The 985-nt window shown below is 66.0% G+C and carries 1 protein-coding gene; it reads left to right on the top strand.

Going from position 1 to position 985, the window contains the following annotated elements; genetic code table 11:
- Nucleotides 1-2 precede the first annotated feature (2 nt).
- Nucleotides 3-985: elongation factor Tu (gene tuf / locus D7V88_RS41815; protein WP_120545988.1), on the top strand; the 983-nt coding region annotated here is incomplete at its 3' end.

Below are 985 nucleotides of genomic sequence, written 5' to 3'. Positions count from 1 at the left end.
TCATGTCCAAGGAAAAGTTCGATCGCAGCCTGCCCCACGTGAACATCGGAACGATTGGGCACGTGGACCACGGCAAGACGTCTCTGACGGCCGCCATCACGAAGGTGCTCGCCAAGTCCGGTGGCGCCACGTTCATGGCGTACGACCAGATTGACAAGGCGCCGGAAGAGCGGGAGCGCGGCATCACCATCTCCACGGCGCACGTGGAGTACAAGACGAAGAACCGCCACTACGCGCACGTCGACTGTCCGGGCCACGCGGACTACGTGAAGAACATGATCACGGGCGCGGCGCAGATGGACGGCGCCATCCTGGTGGTCTCCGCGGCGGACGGCCCGATGCCGCAGACGCGCGAGCACATCCTGCTGGCCCGCCAGGTCGGCGTGCCCTACATCGTCGTCTTCCTGAACAAGGTGGACCTGCTGGACGACCCCGAGCTGCGCGAGCTCGTGGAGATGGAAGTCCGGGACCTGCTCAAGAAGTACGAGTTCCCCGGCGACAGCATCCCCATCGTCCCCGGCTCGGCCGTCAAGGCCCTCGAGGGTGACACCAGCGACATCGGCGAGCCGGCCATCCTGAAGCTGATGGAGGCGGTGGACAGCTACATCCCGACGCCGGTGCGCGCGACGGACAAGCCCTTCCTGATGCCGGTGGAAGACGTGTTCTCCATCGCCGGCCGTGGTACGGTGGCGACGGGTCGCGTCGAGCGCGGCATCATCAAGGTCGGCGAGGAAGTCGAAGTCGTCGGTCTGCGCGCGACGCAGAAGACGGTCGTGACGGGCGTGGAGATGTTCCGCAAGCTGCTGGACGAGGGCCGCGCGGGCGACAACATCGGCGCGCTGGTCCGTGGCCTCAAGCGTGAGGACATGGAGCGTGGCCAGGTGCTGGCGAAGCCGGGCTCCATCACGCCGCACACCAAGTTCAAGGCGCAGATCTACGTGCTGTCGAAGGAAGAGGGTGGGCGCCACACCCCGTTCTTCAAGGG

It is taken from the genome of Corallococcus terminator (assembly GCF_003611635.1).
GTDB classification, from domain to species: Bacteria; Myxococcota; Myxococcia; order Myxococcales; family Myxococcaceae; genus Corallococcus; species Corallococcus terminator.
This window is presented reverse-complemented; position numbering and strand designations above follow the sequence as displayed.